This is a genomic window from Mesorhizobium sp. P2_A12 (genome assembly GCF_056405075.1).
In genome coordinates, this window is sequence record NZ_JBFUCU010000003.1 from 68,164 (window position 1) to 81,975 (window position 13,812).

Consider the following 13,812-nt stretch of genomic DNA (forward strand, 5'->3'; position numbering starts at 1 on the left):
CCGCCGCGTGACTATATCCGAACTATGACGACGACGATCCAGACGATCCGCGACGACTTCTCGTTCCTCGAGGAATGGGAAGACCGCTATCGTTATGTCATCGACCTCGGCGAGGCGCTGCCGCCATTTCCGGACGATGAGCGCAACGCCGCCAACAAGGTGCCGGGCTGCGTCAGCCAGGTCTGGCTGACCACCGAACGCGGAGCGGGAGCCGATCCGGTCATCTCCTTCACCGGCGATTCGGACGCCCATATCGTGCGTGGGCTGGTCGCAATCATGCTGGCGCTGTTTTCGGGCAGGACCGCCAGCGAGATCCAGAAGACCGACGCGGAAGCAACATTGAAAGAGCTCGGCCTCGACGAACATCTGTCGCCGCAGCGCGCCAACGGCCTTCGCTCCATGGTCAAGCGCATCAAGCGCGACGCTGAGGCGGCGCTCAAGCAGACCGCCTGACAGCCGGAGCGGTTCATCGTTTCACGGAACGTAGAACGCAACTCCGGACGGAAAACCGTCTCACACTTTTCCTGAAGCTCCAATCGATCGCCCGCTGCCACCTGCAAAATCAAACGGCGCCAGAAGGCGCCGTTGATGTCGATCCGATCTGGCGAGCAGCGATTACCGCGCCTTGCGCTTGCGGCCGAGACCCATCTTCTTGGCAAGCTGTGACCGCGCTGCGGCATAGTTGGGTGCAACCATCGGATAGGTCGGGTCGAGGTTCCACTTTTCGCGGTACTGATCCGGCGTCAGGTCGTAGTGGGTCATCAGATGACGCTTCAGCGACTTGAACTTCTTACCGTCTTCAAGGCAAACGATGTAGTCGTCATGAACCGAGCGCTTCGGGTTGACTGCCGGCTTTTGCTTGTCGGCAGGCGGCTGTTCGGCGGTTCCACCCACGCGCCCGAGCGCGGCATGGACATCCGATATCAGGTTCGGCAATTCGCCGACCGGCACGGGATTGTTGCTGACATAGGCGGCCACCACATCGGCGGTCAATTCGATCAGCGCATCGCTGTTTCTGGAAGGTGTTTCGACAATATCCATGGTCATCAGGCCCCAACAAGAGTTACGTCAGTGTGCGCCCTTTTTTTTCAGGCAGGGCATCGCGCGAATTTTATGCAGGTAGAGCTTCTGCGATTCGTATCGCGTGCACATCAATGACCCTGCTGACCAAGTAAGTCAATTCGGTCTTTGCGCTATATTGAACAATGTTGATCAATTGTTCCCGGATTAGCTTCAACCTTTCGTGCATTGTGTAATTTTTCGATATTTCGCCCGCCAACCAGCAGCCGCTGACGCAACGTCAGTTCGTCGTTACATTCGCGATAACTCACAAAGCAGGTTTCAATGCTTGATTTTGCTTGGCTATCGCACGGGCAAGCTTGGTTGCCCGCACCTGTCCACAAAACCACAGGTTGCCGCATGTCCTGCGCAAGCAACCAGGCGACATGCCGGTCATGTGGACTGGCTCGGATCAGTCGCCGCCAAGTCAGTCAATGCGGCGTGATGTATTTGCCATAGGCCCAGCCGGTGACGAAGTTGCCGTTCTGGGCAGGGTCATGCCAGACTTCGCACCAGCGATAGCGAACCGTCTGTTCCTGCTTCCACGCCGGCTGATTGGCAATGCCGAGCAGATTTATCCCCCCGGTGCATCGTCCGGTCATCTGCAGAACAGTTCCGTTCGGATAGGCCGCCTGTTTCTGGGATGTGCCCGAGGGGTATTTGCGCACATTGAGCGTGTCACCGAACGGCACGTTGGCCACTTGCCAAGCCGCGAATACGGTCGCATGAGACTGGCCTGTAGAAGCCAGAGTCAACGAAGCAACGGCGAAAACCGCAGCGATCCTAGAATAAATATTCATCATATCTCCTCCCGGCCCATCACCTGGAGCCGACACACCCTTAAGCTGCGGCTCTTGAACCCGCCCTGATGGGCGTGTTCATTCGCTATTCAAGATAGTTCCCCATTCAAGATGCTTCCCCATTCAAGATACCGGTAAAGCGAGACGCAATGACCAAGACTTCCGCATTTCCGCACGTCAGCCCGCCAACGCCCGAGAAACGGCCAGTTTCCGACACACATCACGGCATCACGCGAACCGACGACTACGCCTGGCTGCGGGCAGACAACTGGCAGGAGATGTTCCGGGATCCGTCATTGCTCGATGCGGGGATCCGCGCCGAGCTCGAGGCCGAGAACGCTTATCAGTCGAAGCTGATGGCCGACACGGCCGAGTTGCAGAAACAGCTTTTCAAGGAAATGAAGGGGCGCATCAAGGAAGACGATTCCTCCGTGCCGATGAAGGACGGACCCTATGCCTATGGCTCATCCTTCAAGCTTGGCGGCGAGCAGCCGCGTTATTTCCGCATGCCGCGCGACGGCGGCGCCGAGGAGATCCTGCTTGATGGCGACGCGGAGGCTGCCGGCAAGGCCTATTTCCGTCTTGGCGGCGTCGATCATTCGGCCGACCACCGCAAGCTCTTGTGGGCATTCGACGACAAGGGCTCCGAATTCTACACGCTTCGCGTGCGCGACCTTGACGATGGCAGGGAGCTCGCCGACCGGATTCCCGACACGGGCGGTTCAGGCGTCTGGAACGCCGGCGATGACGGCTTCTTCTACACACGCCTCGATCCCAACCACCGCCCGTCCAAGGTGCTGTTCCACGCGCTTGGGCAAAGCCCTGAAAGCGACCGGCTGATCTATGAGGAAACCGATCCCGGCTTCTTCATGAATGTCGACGGCACCCGCAACAACGAATGGATCATGATCGGCATCAACGATCACGAGACCTCGGAATACCGCCTGATGCGCGCCGGCGACCCGTTTGCCGAACCCAAGCTGGTCTCTCCACGCGAGATCGGCCTTCAGTATGATCTGGAAGAAGGCGGTGACATCTTCTTCATCCTGACCAATGCCGATGGCGCCAAGGATTTCAAGATCATGACCGCGCCGGCGAGCGATCCGGTGCGCGCCAACTGGCAGGAACTGGTGCCGCATGAACCGGGCCGGCTGATCCTGTCGGTGATCGGCTTCAGGGACCACATGGTCCGGCTTGAACGCAAGGAAGGCCTGCCGCGCATCGTCGTGCGCGACCGCAGCAGCGGCGAGGAGCATCTTTTGTCCCTTGACGAAGAGGCCTTCTCGCTCGGCCTGTCGGGCTCCTATGAGTACGACACCGAGATCATGCGCTTTTCCTATTCGTCGATGACGACGCCGGCCCAGGTGTTCGACTACAATATGCGCACGCGCGAACGGGTGCTGCTCAAAACCCAGGAAGTGCCCTCCGGCCATGACCAGGATCACTACGTCACCAGGCGGCTGATGGCGCCCGCCGCTGACGGCGAATTGGTGCCGATCTCGCTCCTGCACCACCGCGACACGCCGCTGGATGGATCCGCGCCTTGCCTGCTTTACGGCTACGGCTCCTATGGCATCACGGTGCCGGCCGCATTCAACACCAACTGGTTCTCATTGGTCGACCGCGGCTTTGTCTTTGCCATCGCTCATGTCCGCGGCGGCAAGGACAAGGGCTATGGCTGGTACGATGACGGAAAACGGGCGCACAAGATGAATACGTTCACGGATTTCATCGCCTGTGCGCGCCACCTTGTTGCCGAGCGCTACACCGCGCATGACCGCACCGTCGCGCAAGGCGGCTCGGCCGGCGGCATGCTCATGGGCGCCATCGCCAACATGGCGCCGGAGTGTTTTGGCGGCATCGTCGCCGAGGTGCCCTTCGTCGACGTGCTCACCACCATGCTTGACGCCAGCCTGCCGCTGACGCCGCCGGAATGGCCGGAATGGGGCAACCCGATCGCGTCCGCCGACGATTACCGAACCATCGCCGCCTATTCGCCCTATGACAATGTCGCCGCGCTCGACTATCCGCCAATCCTGGCGCTGGCCGGTCTCACCGATCCGCGCGTCACCTATTGGGAACCGGCCAAATGGGTGGCACGGCTGCGCGACCGCAAGAGCGGCGACAATCCCGTGCTGTTCAAGATCAACATGGATTCAGGCCACGCCGGCGCTTCCGGCCGGTTTTCGCGACTGGAGGAGATCGCCTATACTTATTCCTTCGCATTGAAGGTGATGGGCAAGGCGCAGCTTACAGGAGCGATTCGCCAATGATCGATCTGTCAACATTGACAGCCTACATCGCGGTTGTGCTCGGTTTTGTCTTCATTCCAGGGCCAGCCACCCTCCTTACCGTCGCGCGGTCAACGAGTTCCGGAACGAAGGTGGGCATTGCGACCGGTGCCGGGATCGCAGCCGGCGACGTGGTTCACACCGTCATGGCCATGGTCGGCATATCGGCGATCATCGCCACTTCGGCGGCGCTGTTCAGCATTGTAAAGTACATTGGCGCCGCCTATCTCGTTTATCTCGGCATTCGCGCGATCATCGAGAAAACACCGGCCAACCCGGCTGCCGGCGCGCTTGCCATCTCCGCCGGCAAGGCGTTTCGACAGGCTATCCTGACCGAAGTGCTCAACCCCAAGACCGCGCTTTTCTTCCTTGCATTCCTGCCTCAGTTCGTGCGGCCTGAAAATGGGTCGGTGATGCTTCAGTTGACCACACTAGGGGTCATCTTCGTCATGCTGGGTCTTCTCAGCACGGTCGTCTTTGCAGTGAGCGCCGGTCGGCTTGGCACTTGCCTGCGCCGAAATCCGAGGGTGCTCAATTGGCAAGGCAAGATTGTCGGCGGCATCTACTGTGCTTTGGGCGTCCGTCTGGCATTGCAGCAGCGCTGACGCGCAGCGAGGTGGCGGCACTGCGCCGCCGGCCGCTCATGGTCATCATTTTTTGATTTGCGCATGGTTCCCTTCCGACGCTTCTGTTCCAGCTATGTGAAGTGGATTTTCCGCTCGCAATTGCAATGGCTGCGCGCTACCCAGTGCGCGGCTTCTGAGAGGCCGCCATAGCCCCAATCGCGTAAAGGTCCATTATGCTGCTCGTCGACGTCTATCTCGACAAATCGCCCATCCAGGGCATCGGCGTCTTTGCCAAGAACCGCATTCCCCGCGGCACGCGGATATGGAAGCTCGATCCACGATTCGACCGGCTCATCAAGGTCGAGACCTATGAGGGCGAGAGCGGGCCGGTGAAGAGCTATCTCGACCGCTATTCCTATCCCGACAGGCGCGACCCGAACTACATCGTCTTCGAAGCCGACGATGCGCGCTACATGAACCATGCCGACGAGCCGAATTGCGACGTCTCCTCGCCCGAGGAGAGCTTTGCGCTGCGTGACATCGCGCCTGGCGAGGAGCTGACCTGCAACTACAACCATTTCTTCGAGATGGGCTTCGACTTCCTGGGCGACCGCCACCTGGCGTCCGACGGCTAGAGCGGCTGACGAGAGTCATGCCGCGCTTCATTTATTGTTTCAAAACATGGCGTTGACTTAAACCGCCGCGCAGTCTTGGGCGATGTGTGTCAGTTCGCCGCCTTCTTGCGCGCCGGATAGCCGTTTGGATGCGGCGGTACCGCCTTGAGGTAGGCGGCGATCGCGGCACGATCCCCCGCGGTCAGTTCGGCCATGTTCTTCTGCACGTCGACCATCGCGCCGCCAACGGAATCGAAATCGGGCGTGAAGCCGGTTTCGAGGTAGTTGGCGATGTCGGCTTCAGACCAGTTGCCAATGCCGCCCTCGCCCGATGTGATGTTGGGCACGATGCCGCTGCCTTCGGCCGCCACGGCGCCCGCCAGCCACTCGCTCTCCTTCGTCCCGCCCGCAAAGTCGCGCGGCGTGTGGCATTCGCCGCAATGACCCGGCCCTTCGACCAGATAGCGGCCGGCCATCACCGGATCAGGCGTGCCTTCGGGGAGCGAAACGACCGGCTGATCGCCGAGATAGAGAAGCTTCCAAAGGCCGATGCCGCGGCGGATGTTGAACGGGAACGCCAGCGAATTGCCAGGCGCCTTACCGGCGACGGCCGGCAGCGTTTTCAGGAAGGCATAGAGGTCGGCAATATCGGCCGGTTTCATGCGTGCGTAGGACGCATAGGGAAACGCCGGATATAAATGCTCGCCCGACGGCGACACCCCCTTCAGCATGGCATTGGCGAGGTCCTCGACCGACCATGCGCCGATGCCGTCCTTGGCGTCCTGCGAAATGTTGGGCGGCACGAAGGTGCCGAATGGCGTCTTGAGCGTGAGGCCACCCACAAGCTGAAGCCGCGCGTCGCCCTGCGAACCCGGCTTTGCATGGCACGAGGTGCAACCGCCGGCATAGAAAATGCGCTTGCCCTTGGCCGCATCACCAGGGCCGAGCTTGGCCAGGGTCCCGCTGTCGAGCCTCACCGGCACCGACAGGACCCACCCGGCAACGGCGCCGACGCCGCCCAGAACGACGAGGGCGCCGGCGAGTTTCTTCAGCCAGGGCATCGCCCGCTATCAGCCTTTTTTCACCCGGTAGGTCTGGTGGCAGGTGCCGCAATTGGACGCGATGGTGTCAAACTGCGTCTTCAACGTATCGACATCGGCAGGAGCGGCAGCGGCCGCGGCCTTGACGTCGGCGATAAATTTGTCGTTGGCGGCCTTGAAGCCGGCCATGTCTTCCCAGATCTTTGGCGCAGCCGTGGTGTCGCCTGTGTCGCTGCCGGCAGGGAACAGCGCGTCGACATCGACTTTCTCGGCATTCGCTTGCAATGCCTGCAAGGCCGTCAGCACAGCGGCGGCATCATAGGGCTCCTCGCCCTTGACCACTTTCGAAATGCCGCCGACGATCTTTCCACGTTCCTTCATCAGGGCCTGCCGATCGAGGATCGGGTCGGCAAAAGCCGCCGAACCCGCGAGGGCGAGCATTGAGATGGCGATGACAAGCTTTCTCATTCATTTGGCTCCGTGATGAAGGTATTTTGGGGATGAGGGCATTTCGGGACAGGACGTTAACGGATGCGACTGGCGGAATATTCCCTTCGCCTCGGATGAATTTGCTGCGCCACAGCAAAAGAAAAGCCCCGGGGTGCCGGGGCTTTTCTGGAGATCGATCAGGACATCAAATGCGTCGCGCCCAAAGGGACCCGAACGATGCGGTTCGGGCCCTTGTTTTCGTGTACCTTGTGGTCCCAAAACCGCTGCGCACTTTTGGGCGACATGCGTCAGGCCTTTTCGTACATCTCGAGCACATGATCCCAGTTGATCAGGCTATCGACGAACGCCTCGAGATATTTCGGCCGGGCGTTGCGATAGTCGATGTAGTAGGAGTGCTCCCAGACATCGACGCCTAGGATCGGCGACGCGCCATGGACGAGCGGATTTTCGCCATTCGGCGTCTTGGAGATCGCCAGCTTGCCGTCCTTGACCGAAACCCAGGCCCAGCCTGAGCCGAACTGCGTCGTGCCGGCGGCGATGAAATCGGCCTTGAATTTGTCGTAGCCGCCGAGGTCGCTGTCGACTGCTTTCTGCAGGGCGCCGGGCAATTTGTTGCCGCCGCCGCCCTTCTTCATCCACTTCCAGAAATGGATGTGGTTGTAGTGCTGGGCGGCATTGTTGAAGAGGCCGGCATTCTTGCCGAACGACTGCTTGACCACCTCTTCGACCGACAGATCGCCCATGCCGGCTTCCGCGGCCAGCTTGTTGCCGTTGTCGACATAGGCCTTGTGGTGCTTGTCGTGGTGATATTCCAGCGTCTCTTTCGACATGTAAGGCTGCAAGGCCTCATAGTCGTAGGGCAGAGCGGGCAATTCAAAAGCCATGGGTAGTACTCCCTCGTGGAAAAATCCGGTGTCGATACCGGACTAAGATAGGTCTGGATTGAGCTGGAACAACTCCGGAATGAAGCGCCGGTTCCTTTCTAAGCGGGTTGCGGAAGCCTGTCACACGGTTTTCCGACAACGAACCGCGCAGCGACAAAAGGCCAGCCCGGACGCGTCAGCCAGCCGACGTCGAATGCGCCCAATCCCAATAAAGCTCGCGCGCCTTCTTGGCCACCGGCCCGGGTTGCAGGTTGCGCTCCTCGATGCGCGTGATCGGCACCACCTTGGAATGGTTTCCGGTCGAAAAGATTTCGTCCGCTTCCAGGAAATCCCGTATCGACAGGGTCTTTTCGATAGTCTTGAAGCCATACTCGCCGAGCAGCGTCATGGTGCGGGAGCGGGTGATGCCGGACAGGAAGGTGCCGTTCGGGGCCGGCGTCAGCACATGGCCATCCTTGACCAGGAAGATGTTCGAGGTTCCGGTCTCGGCGACGTTGCCCAGCATGTCGAGCACCAGCGCGTTGTCGAACCCGCGCATCTTGGCTTCGAGAATGGCGCGGCCGTTGTTGGGATAAAGGCAGCCGGCCTTGGCGTTGGTCGGCATGGTTTCGATGGTCGGACGCCGGAACGGCGACACGGTCACCGAAAAGCCGGTCGGCGGGATCATCGGCGATTCATAGAGGCAAAGGCAAAAACGGGTCGAGGCGGGATCGGCCGGCACGCCCATATAGCCGCCATGCTCGGCCCAGTACATCGGCCTGATGTAGACGGCTGTCTTGCCATCGAACTTCTTCAGCCCATCCCAGGTCAGCCCGACGATCTTGTCTGCGGTCATCGACGGCTTGAGGCCGAGCGCAATCGCCGAGGAATTCACCCTGGCGGCGTGGAGCTCGAGGTCGGGTGCGACGCCTTCGAACCAGCGGCCGCCGTCGAACACGCTGGTGCCAAGCCACATGGCGTGGCTGCGCGGCCCCAGAATGGCGACATTGCCCTCGTGCCAATCACCATCGACGAAAGTCCAAGTCGCGGATAGTGCCTCAGCCGCCAGTGTCATTGCGTTGTCCGTCCCAATTGATCTCGTGTGGCAGCCATTGGAAGATGCTTTGGCGGGCGCCGTCAACCGGCATTGCGGAGTTTTGTTGAGGCCAGCGGCAAGCGCGATGCAATCAAAGCTTGCACCTTCTCGCGCCTCGCCTCAAAACTGTTGCCATGCAATACGCCGCCTATGTTTTCGATGCCTACGGCACGCTCTTCGACGTCCATGCCGCCGTGCGGCGTCATGCCGACCAGATTGGGCCGGACGGCCAATTGTTGTCCGAAATCTGGCGCGCCAAACAGCTCGAATACTCCTGGGTGCGCACACTGATGGGCGCCTATGCCGATTTCTGGCAACTGACGGAACAGGCGCTCGATTTCGCCTTGCGCAAGGTTCCCTCGGCCGATCCTGGCCTCAAGGCCAAACTGCTGGACGCCTACTGGCGGCTGGATTGCTATCCCGAAGTGCCGGCCGTGCTCAAGGCGCTCAAGGCTTCGGGAGCCAAACTGGCGATCCTGTCCAATGGCTCGCCAGAAATGCTGCAGGCGGCGGTCAAGTCCGCCGCGCTCGATCAGGTTCTGGACGACATCTATTCGGTCGATACGGTCAGGCGCTTCAAGACCGATCCGGCGGTCTACGACATGGTCACTACCGGCTGGCGCCTCTATCCCAACGCGGTTTCCTTCCAGTCCTCCAATCGCTGGGACATCGCCGGTGCGACCAAATTCGGCTTCCGCACGGTCTGGATAAACCGTTCCAACCAGCCGGAAGAGTACCGGGACTTTCCACCGGCCCTGATCCTGCCATCGCTCGAAGCATTGGTGCCCGGCAGCTAGGTTGCAAAGCTGTGTCTCTGACGCCACAGTGGCGGCGCAGTCACAGCTTCGCCTTTGTTTGTCCACGTTCGGGCCAGAATCGGAACCGCCTATCGCGCCGGGTGTTGTGAGACACCCACGCAGCAATCGGCGTTTCAACCTTTGTTGCGATTTGACACGTAAAGAAGGCAACCATGTCCATAGCCGAAATCGAATCCTTTCGCCTGAGCCGTCGCGGCTTTCTCAACGCCGCTGCATTGGGCGCCGCTTCGATCGCGGTTTCCGCATGCGCCACCACCGGGCCGGAACCGGTCGAGCCGCCACCGCCGCCAACCTATGTCGAGCCGCCGCTGCCCGACTATGCGACGATGTACGCGGCCGTCAGCGACGGCGGCTTCGACCTTCCACCAATACCGTTCGAGAGGATCGATCCGCAGTTCCTGCGCCAGATCGTGCCCGATCCGACCGGACAGAAACCCGGCACCATCATCGTCGACACGACCGGGCACCATCTGTATCTCGTGCGCCAGGGGGGCCAGGCGATCCGCTACGGCGTTGGCCTCGGCCGCGCCGGCTTCGAATGGTCCGGCGACGCCGTCGTCCAGTGGAAGCAGAAATGGCCGAAATGGACGCCGCCGGATGAAATGGTCGCCCGGCAGCCGGAACTGAAGCCATACAGCGCCGAAAATGGCGGCATGCCGGGCGGGCTGAAGAATCCGCTCGGCGCGCGCGCTCTCTACCTCTTCCAAGGCGACGTCGACACGCTCTACCGCCTGCACGGCTCGCCTGAATGGAAGTCAATCGGCAAGTCGGTCTCGTCAGGCTGCGTGCGCCTGATGAACCAGGACATCATCGACCTCTACGACCGCGTGCCTTCGAAGACACCGGTGATCGTGACCAGCGATGTCACCCAGCCTATGGTGGCAACGGCCAACCGCCGGGCTATTCCGATCGACGCCGGCGTGCCGGACGGATCGGTCCTGCTCGGGCCGGTGAAAGCCATCACGAATTCGATTTTCTGAGCCGCGGGTGCGTGGCGGAAGAGCCATGCGAGCACCGTGCGCATTTTCGGACGTGCAGGTTTTGACGAAGGCCGTCAACCTGTCGGGGGTGCCGCGACGCCGGCGTAGTGGCTTCCCAATTGCCAGAAGGGCGGCGAGAACCGCCCGCGCTCCTCTTCAACGAGATTGAAGCCGGCCCCACGGATCAAGAGCAACGGATCGCGATTGAGGTGGCAGCCGCCGGCGATCCGCCCCCACAGCCTGTTCAGGCGCTCCTGCCATCTGCGGCAACGCGGCTCCTCGGCCTGGCCATGCTCGATGAAGATCAGCCGGCCCGTCGGCTTCAGGATGCGTCGAATTTCGGTCAGCGCCGCCTCAGGGTCCGGAATGGTACAGAAGGCGTAGGTGACGACAACCGTGTCGGCGAAGGCATCAGCCAGCGGCAGGCTTTCGCCGCTGGCCCGGAGGCATTCGACATCGAACGGCAAGGAGCGGCTCTTCGGTGCGGCCAGGCCGAGCATCGTGCCGTCGGGATCGACGCCGATCAGCCGCTCGACCCTGGCAGCGTCGTAATAGGGAAGGTTCAGGCCGGAGCCGAAGCCGACTTCAATGACTATGCCCTCTGCCCGCGGGATCATTCGCCTTCGCATGTGTGCGAATGTGTTGGCCGAACAGCCGGCGTGGACGACGTAGGGAGCAATGCAGCGTGCATACCAGGAGAGACAGGTTTGGCACATGACTTAGCCTCCTTGCCTTGTGCTCTGAGCACCGACACGGTCCAGAAAAGCGTCGACCGCCGGCGCCACGGTGTCGACATCGAGGAAGGCGGTGACATGGTTCTTGCCCGCGAGCGGCAGAAACTCGCCGCCCGCCAGTTCCGCGAAATTCCGGACGGGCTCGCAACGGGGATCGAGCGTGCCGCTGATTGCCAACACCGGTATCCCCAGCCCCGCGAAGGCAGTCGAGAAATCTAGCCTGTCCTTGGCAAGGCTTGCTCGAACAGCGGTGAGATCGTTGGCCCGGATCCGCCGGCTTGCGGCCTGCGAAAGGTCGGGGGCCAGTTGCGTCAAGAAGGCGAGCCAGGTCTCGAAGTCATTCTTGAGCGCAGCTCGGAGGGAGGTGAGATCCTCCGCGTACGGATGCGCGCCATTGACGACCAGCGCGCTGACGCGGTCCGGGTGGTAGAGAGCCACGGCCAGCGCGACCACGCCGCCCATTGAATGTCCCATCAGTGCAGCATGCTGGACGCCGGCACTGTCGAGCACGGCAACGACATCTGCTGCCCGCCTGAGTCCGGAATAGGCGATCGGGTTGTGAGGCTTTCCGCTCCGGCCATGGCCGCGGCAATCGATGAGGATCAGCCGGCGCCCGCGCCGCAGCAACTGGTCGACGTAACCCGCCTCGTGCCAGGACTCGCTGTTTTCGGTCACGCCATGCAGCAGTACGAGCGGCTCGCCGCGACCCAGGTCCTGGTAGGCGATAGAGATGCCGTCCCTGGCAACAGCCTCGGACGTGCGATGATGGGTGAGAGTATTGACCGGTGACATTTCTCGCTCCAAGGGAAGTCTCCTGATTGGGCCCAATCGGCCCGACCTCCTGGGGTGGATAGAAGGCCGGCGTCCCCTCAACGTCCCCGCGCGGCCGCATACGGATCGATGGAGCGATTGGAGTTCCGACTTCTGGGTTTTCCTGAGTTCCGTCTGAACGGGCGGCGGGTGGAACTTGCCTTGCGCAAGGCGGCAGCGCTTCTCGTCTACCTCGCCGAGGCCGCCGGGCCTGTGGCGCGTGAGGTCGCAGCCACGCTTCTGTGGCCCGAAACCGACGAGGAAGCCGCACGCGCACGCCTTCGGCGCACGCTGTATAAAATCCGCATCGCGTTCGGCAGCGGGGTTATCGCTACCAGCGGAACATCCCTAAGCCTGCACCCGGCGCTGTCCGTTGAGGTCGACTCCAAGGTCTTCGAGCATGCCTGCAATGTCGGTCCTCTCGACGAGGCAGCCGACATGCTTAAGGGCGACTATCTCGCCGGCTTCTCCGTCCCTGATTGTCCGGAATTCGAGGAATGGGTCTTCTTCAGGCGCGAGGCCCTGCGCAGCCGGCTCGTGCAGGCGCTGGAGCGGCTCATCGAAGCGAAGATCGCCGCCAGTGAGCCTCGCAGCGCGGTCGTGCACGCGACGCGCCTGACGGGACTGGACCCTTTGAGTGAAAGTGCGCACCGTCACCTGATCCGTGCCCACCTGGCGGCCGGGGACAGGGCGGCAGCCGAGCGCCAAAGGGACACCTGTGTTCGGTTGCTGCGGGAAGAACTCGGCATAGCGCCAGACCCAGCCACGCTTGCCCTGCTGCGTGAGCCATCTCACGATGCCGCCCCGGACGTGCCCAGAACGCGCTATGTCGAGGTGGACGGCATCCATATCGCCTATCAGATCGTTGGCAGCGGTCCGATGGATATCGTGCTTGTTCCGGGCTTCATTTCGCATGTCGAGCGTATCTGGGAAGACAGAAGCTGCCGCGCCTGGATCACCGCGGTTTCGCATCTCGGCCGCCTGATCCTTTTCGACCGGCGAGGCATGGGACTTTCCGACCGTGTCGGTGCCCGCCCGACCGTCGAAGCGACGGCGCAGGACATTCTGGCGGTCATGAACGCGGCCAGTAGCCGTAGGGCCTTGCTCGTCGGCGCGTCAGAAGGTGGGCCGGGTTGTGTCCGTTTTGCCGTAAACCACCCCGATCGCCTGATCGGTCTTGTTCTCTGGGGTTCCCTTGCGAAAGGCAGCCGCGCACCCGACTATCCTTTTGCCCTGACCGTCGCGCAATACGATCTGTGGAAGCAACGGTTGCTCGCCAGTTGGGGTGGCCCGGCGGAAATCGAAACTTTCGCCCCGAGCCTGGCCGCAGACCGCCAGGCGCAGACCTGGTGGGCTGGGTTGCTCAGGGCAGCCTCCAGTCCCGGCGCGGTCGCGGGTCTCCTGGAAGCGCTGCGTGATACCGATGTCCGTCATCTCCTTGCGAAGGTTTCGGCAAGGACGACGGTCCTGCACCGCTCCGGCGACCGCGCCGTTCGCATCGAAGCCGGGCGCTTCCTCGCGGCCAACATCCCAGGCGCGACGTTTATTGAGGTTGCCGGTAACGATCACTGGTTCTGGGTCGGCGACCAACAGCCGCTGCTTAACAGGATTGGCGCGTTTGCACGACGTAGCTGATCGCTCAGGCGGGCCGGTGAAGGCCATCACGAATTCGATTTTCTGAGCCACAGTCG

At 61.7% G+C, this 13,812-nt stretch carries 15 protein-coding genes; 7 read left to right on the forward strand and 8 right to left on the reverse strand.

Annotated features, from left to right (window positions below):
- Positions 1 to 24 precede the first annotated feature (24 nt).
- Positions 25 to 453, forward strand: coding sequence for a SufE family protein (locus AC1DZU_RS07950; RefSeq protein ID WP_477283414.1), 429 nt, complete (start codon positions 25 to 27; stop codon positions 451 to 453).
- A gap of 162 nt (positions 454 to 615) precedes the next feature.
- On the opposite strand, the gene AC1DZU_RS07955 is transcribed toward AC1DZU_RS07950, so the two are convergent.
- A complete protein-coding gene (locus tag AC1DZU_RS07955; protein WP_013532660.1) occupies positions 616 to 1,041 on the reverse strand; it encodes a Ros/MucR family transcriptional regulator in 426 nt (141 codons plus the stop codon).
- Between the two features lie 449 nt (positions 1,042 to 1,490).
- Positions 1,491 to 1,859 (reverse strand): SH3 domain-containing protein, encoded by a 369-nt coding sequence (locus AC1DZU_RS07960; RefSeq protein WP_477283417.1) that lies wholly within the window; start codon positions 1,857 to 1,859, stop codon positions 1,491 to 1,493.
- Between the two features lie 149 nt (positions 1,860 to 2,008).
- Between AC1DZU_RS07960 and AC1DZU_RS07965 the strand changes: the two genes are divergently transcribed.
- The 3 genes from AC1DZU_RS07965 (at position 2,009) to AC1DZU_RS07975 (ending at position 5,351) form a co-directional block, all read left to right on the forward strand.
- The gene (locus tag AC1DZU_RS07965) at positions 2,009 to 4,132 is read left to right on the forward strand and encodes a S9 family peptidase (RefSeq protein ID WP_477283419.1); all 2,124 of its coding nucleotides are present in this window, start codon (positions 2,009 to 2,011) and stop codon (positions 4,130 to 4,132) included.
- Positions 4,129 to 4,755, forward strand: a complete 627-nt coding sequence (locus AC1DZU_RS07970; protein WP_477283421.1) for a LysE family translocator — start codon at positions 4,129 to 4,131, stop codon at positions 4,753 to 4,755. The genes AC1DZU_RS07965 and AC1DZU_RS07970 overlap by 4 nt, the downstream gene beginning before the upstream one ends.
- Before the next feature lie 194 nt (positions 4,756 to 4,949).
- Positions 4,950 to 5,351 carry an SET domain-containing protein gene (locus AC1DZU_RS07975; protein WP_477283423.1) on the forward strand — a complete coding sequence of 134 codons (402 nt, stop codon included), beginning with the start codon at positions 4,950 to 4,952 and terminating at the stop codon, positions 5,349 to 5,351.
- An 89-nt stretch (positions 5,352 to 5,440) separates the two neighbouring features.
- Here AC1DZU_RS07975 and AC1DZU_RS07980 read toward each other — a convergent pair whose 3' ends face one another.
- The 4 genes from AC1DZU_RS07980 to AC1DZU_RS07995 form a co-directional block, all read right to left on the reverse strand.
- Complete coding sequence (locus tag AC1DZU_RS07980; RefSeq protein WP_477283425.1) at positions 5,441 to 6,391, reverse strand: cytochrome c; 951 nt, start codon at positions 6,389 to 6,391, stop codon at positions 5,441 to 5,443.
- Positions 6,392 to 6,400: 9 nt separating this feature from the next.
- Positions 6,401 to 6,838: a c-type cytochrome gene (locus AC1DZU_RS07985; protein ID WP_111549096.1), complete on the reverse strand. Its 438-nt coding sequence runs from the start codon at positions 6,836 to 6,838 to the stop codon at positions 6,401 to 6,403.
- Between the two features lie 269 nt (positions 6,839 to 7,107).
- Positions 7,108 to 7,704, reverse strand: coding sequence for a superoxide dismutase (locus tag AC1DZU_RS07990; protein WP_379026589.1), 597 nt, complete (start codon positions 7,702 to 7,704; stop codon positions 7,108 to 7,110).
- Positions 7,705 to 7,879: 175 nt separating this feature from the next.
- Positions 7,880 to 8,758, reverse strand: coding sequence for a branched-chain amino acid aminotransferase (locus AC1DZU_RS07995; protein WP_477283428.1), 879 nt, complete (start codon positions 8,756 to 8,758; stop codon positions 7,880 to 7,882).
- Between the two features lie 155 nt (positions 8,759 to 8,913).
- Here AC1DZU_RS07995 and AC1DZU_RS08000 point away from each other — a divergent pair, with 155 nt between their 5' ends.
- Together AC1DZU_RS08000 and AC1DZU_RS08005 are read left to right on the forward strand one after the other, a co-directional pair.
- The gene (locus AC1DZU_RS08000) at positions 8,914 to 9,576 is read left to right on the forward strand and encodes a haloacid dehalogenase type II (RefSeq protein WP_095089865.1); all 663 of its coding nucleotides are present in this window, start codon (positions 8,914 to 8,916) and stop codon (positions 9,574 to 9,576) included.
- Positions 9,577 to 9,749: 173 nt separating this feature from the next.
- A complete protein-coding gene (locus AC1DZU_RS08005) occupies positions 9,750 to 10,577 on the forward strand; it encodes a L,D-transpeptidase (protein WP_477283430.1) in 828 nt (275 codons plus the stop codon).
- Between the two features lie 74 nt (positions 10,578 to 10,651).
- On the opposite strand, the gene AC1DZU_RS08010 is transcribed toward AC1DZU_RS08005, so the two are convergent.
- Positions 10,652 to 11,194, reverse strand: a complete 543-nt coding sequence (locus tag AC1DZU_RS08010) for a class I SAM-dependent methyltransferase (RefSeq protein WP_477283432.1) — start codon at positions 11,192 to 11,194, stop codon at positions 10,652 to 10,654.
- 102 nt (positions 11,195 to 11,296) lie between these two features.
- The gene (locus AC1DZU_RS08015; RefSeq protein WP_477283434.1) at positions 11,297 to 12,103 is read right to left on the reverse strand and encodes an alpha/beta fold hydrolase; all 807 of its coding nucleotides are present in this window, start codon (positions 12,101 to 12,103) and stop codon (positions 11,297 to 11,299) included.
- Between the two features lie 108 nt (positions 12,104 to 12,211).
- Here AC1DZU_RS08015 and AC1DZU_RS08020 point away from each other — a divergent pair, with 108 nt between their 5' ends.
- Positions 12,212 to 13,756, forward strand: a complete 1,545-nt coding sequence (locus AC1DZU_RS08020) for a bifunctional AfsR/SARP family transcriptional regulator/alpha/beta hydrolase (RefSeq protein ID WP_477283436.1) — start codon at positions 12,212 to 12,214, stop codon at positions 13,754 to 13,756.
- Positions 13,757 to 13,812 lie beyond the last annotated feature (56 nt).

What these genes read in the sequence shown, in the direction of transcription:
- AC1DZU_RS07950 (WP_477283414.1), top strand. Translation starts at nt 25, where the DNA reads ATGACGACGACGATCCAGACGATCCGCGACGACTTCTCGTTCCTCGAG.
- AC1DZU_RS07955 (WP_013532660.1), bottom strand. Translation starts at nt 1,041, where the DNA reads ATGGATATTGTCGAAACACCTTCCAGAAACAGCGATGCGCTGATCGAA.
- AC1DZU_RS07960 (WP_477283417.1), bottom strand. Translation starts at nt 1,859, where the DNA reads ATGAATATTTATTCTAGGATCGCTGCGGTTTTCGCCGTTGCTTCGTTG.
- AC1DZU_RS07965 (WP_477283419.1), top strand. Translation starts at nt 2,009, where the DNA reads ATGACCAAGACTTCCGCATTTCCGCACGTCAGCCCGCCAACGCCCGAG.
- AC1DZU_RS07970 (WP_477283421.1), top strand. Translation starts at nt 4,129, where the DNA reads ATGATCGATCTGTCAACATTGACAGCCTACATCGCGGTTGTGCTCGGT.
- AC1DZU_RS07975 (WP_477283423.1), top strand. Translation starts at nt 4,950, where the DNA reads ATGCTGCTCGTCGACGTCTATCTCGACAAATCGCCCATCCAGGGCATC.
- AC1DZU_RS07980 (WP_477283425.1), bottom strand. Translation starts at nt 6,391, where the DNA reads ATGCCCTGGCTGAAGAAACTCGCCGGCGCCCTCGTCGTTCTGGGCGGC.
- AC1DZU_RS07985 (WP_111549096.1), bottom strand. Translation starts at nt 6,838, where the DNA reads ATGAGAAAGCTTGTCATCGCCATCTCAATGCTCGCCCTCGCGGGTTCG.
- AC1DZU_RS07990 (WP_379026589.1), bottom strand. Translation starts at nt 7,704, where the DNA reads ATGGCTTTTGAATTGCCCGCTCTGCCCTACGACTATGAGGCCTTGCAG.
- AC1DZU_RS07995 (WP_477283428.1), bottom strand. Translation starts at nt 8,758, where the DNA reads ATGACACTGGCGGCTGAGGCACTATCCGCGACTTGGACTTTCGTCGAT.
- AC1DZU_RS08000 (WP_095089865.1), top strand. Translation starts at nt 8,914, where the DNA reads ATGCAATACGCCGCCTATGTTTTCGATGCCTACGGCACGCTCTTCGAC.
- AC1DZU_RS08005 (WP_477283430.1), top strand. Translation starts at nt 9,750, where the DNA reads ATGTCCATAGCCGAAATCGAATCCTTTCGCCTGAGCCGTCGCGGCTTT.
- AC1DZU_RS08010 (WP_477283432.1), bottom strand. Translation starts at nt 11,194, where the DNA reads ATGATCCCGCGGGCAGAGGGCATAGTCATTGAAGTCGGCTTCGGCTCC.
- AC1DZU_RS08015 (WP_477283434.1), bottom strand. Translation starts at nt 12,103, where the DNA reads ATGTCACCGGTCAATACTCTCACCCATCATCGCACGTCCGAGGCTGTT.
- AC1DZU_RS08020 (WP_477283436.1), top strand. Translation starts at nt 12,212, where the DNA reads ATGGAGCGATTGGAGTTCCGACTTCTGGGTTTTCCTGAGTTCCGTCTG.